Raw genomic sequence first — 1,058 nt, forward strand, 5'->3', positions numbered from 1 at the left:
CTTCTTTTTCAATTTCCAGTAATTTCAATCTCAAGTCATCTTCAAGCACTTGTTTTTCAATTCCCGCAGGCGCTCCAGTCATCAAGTCTTGTCCTTTATTCGTTTTAGGGAACGGAATTACTTCTTTTATTGAATCTTCCTTCAACATCGCCATAAGCCATCTGTCTATTCCATAAGCAAGTCCTCCATGTGGCGGAACTCCATATTTTAAGACTTCCAAGAAAAATCCAAATTTATCTTCCAATTCTTCTTGGCTGAATCCTAATTTTTCAAAAACTTTTGCTTGTAAAGCTTCATCGTGAATTCTAATACTTCCTCCACCGATTTCATAACCATTTAAGACAATATCGTATGAATCTGTCTTAATTTTTGCAAGTTCATTCGTATCAAGATACTTTCTATCTTCTTCCTTAATTGAAGTAAACGGATGGTGTTGCGCTTTATATCTATTTTCTTCTTCACTCCATTCAAACATAGGAAAATCAACTACCCATAAGAATTTAAACGCATTTTTGTCGATTAATTCCAACTCTTCTCCCAGTTTCAATCTCAACGCTCCCAATCCATCATGCACAACTTTATATTTATCAGCCAAAATTAACGCAACTTCATTATTTTTAATTCCCAATTTTTCAATAATTTGTGTCAATTTTTCTTCCGAGAAGAATTTCGCAATTGGAGAATTTATTTCTCCATTTTCATTCATTTTAATATACGCCAAACCTTTTGCTTTAAAGTATGTTTTCACATAATCTTCCAAATCTTTAATATATTTTCTTGAGAATTTTTCCGCATTTGGTGCAACAATTGCTTTTACATTCCCACCATCTTTCAATGCATTTTCAAAAACGCCAAATCCACAATCAGTAGTTTCTTCAGATAAATCAATCAATTTCATATCAAATCTCAAATCTGGCTTATCTGAACCATAAAAATTCATCGCATCATCGTAGCTCATTCTTGGAAATTTTTCAGTAATTTCAATCCCTGTAACATCTTTAAATACTGTCTTTGTCAATTCTTCAGCCATTGAAATCACATCTTCCTGCTCAACAAAC

1 protein-coding gene is annotated in these 1,058 nt (G+C 33.0%); it reads right to left on the bottom strand.

Going from position 1 to position 1,058, the window contains the following annotated elements; translation table 11 throughout:
* Positions 1-1,058: aspartate--tRNA ligase (gene aspS, locus Q0370_RS08950; protein ID WP_299574841.1), on the bottom strand; the 1,058-nt coding region annotated here is incomplete at both ends.

Origin of the sequence: uncultured Leptotrichia sp. (genome assembly GCF_938036635.1) — a bacterium.
In the GTDB taxonomy this organism is placed as follows: domain Bacteria; phylum Fusobacteriota; class Fusobacteriia; order Fusobacteriales; family Leptotrichiaceae; genus Leptotrichia; species Leptotrichia hongkongensis.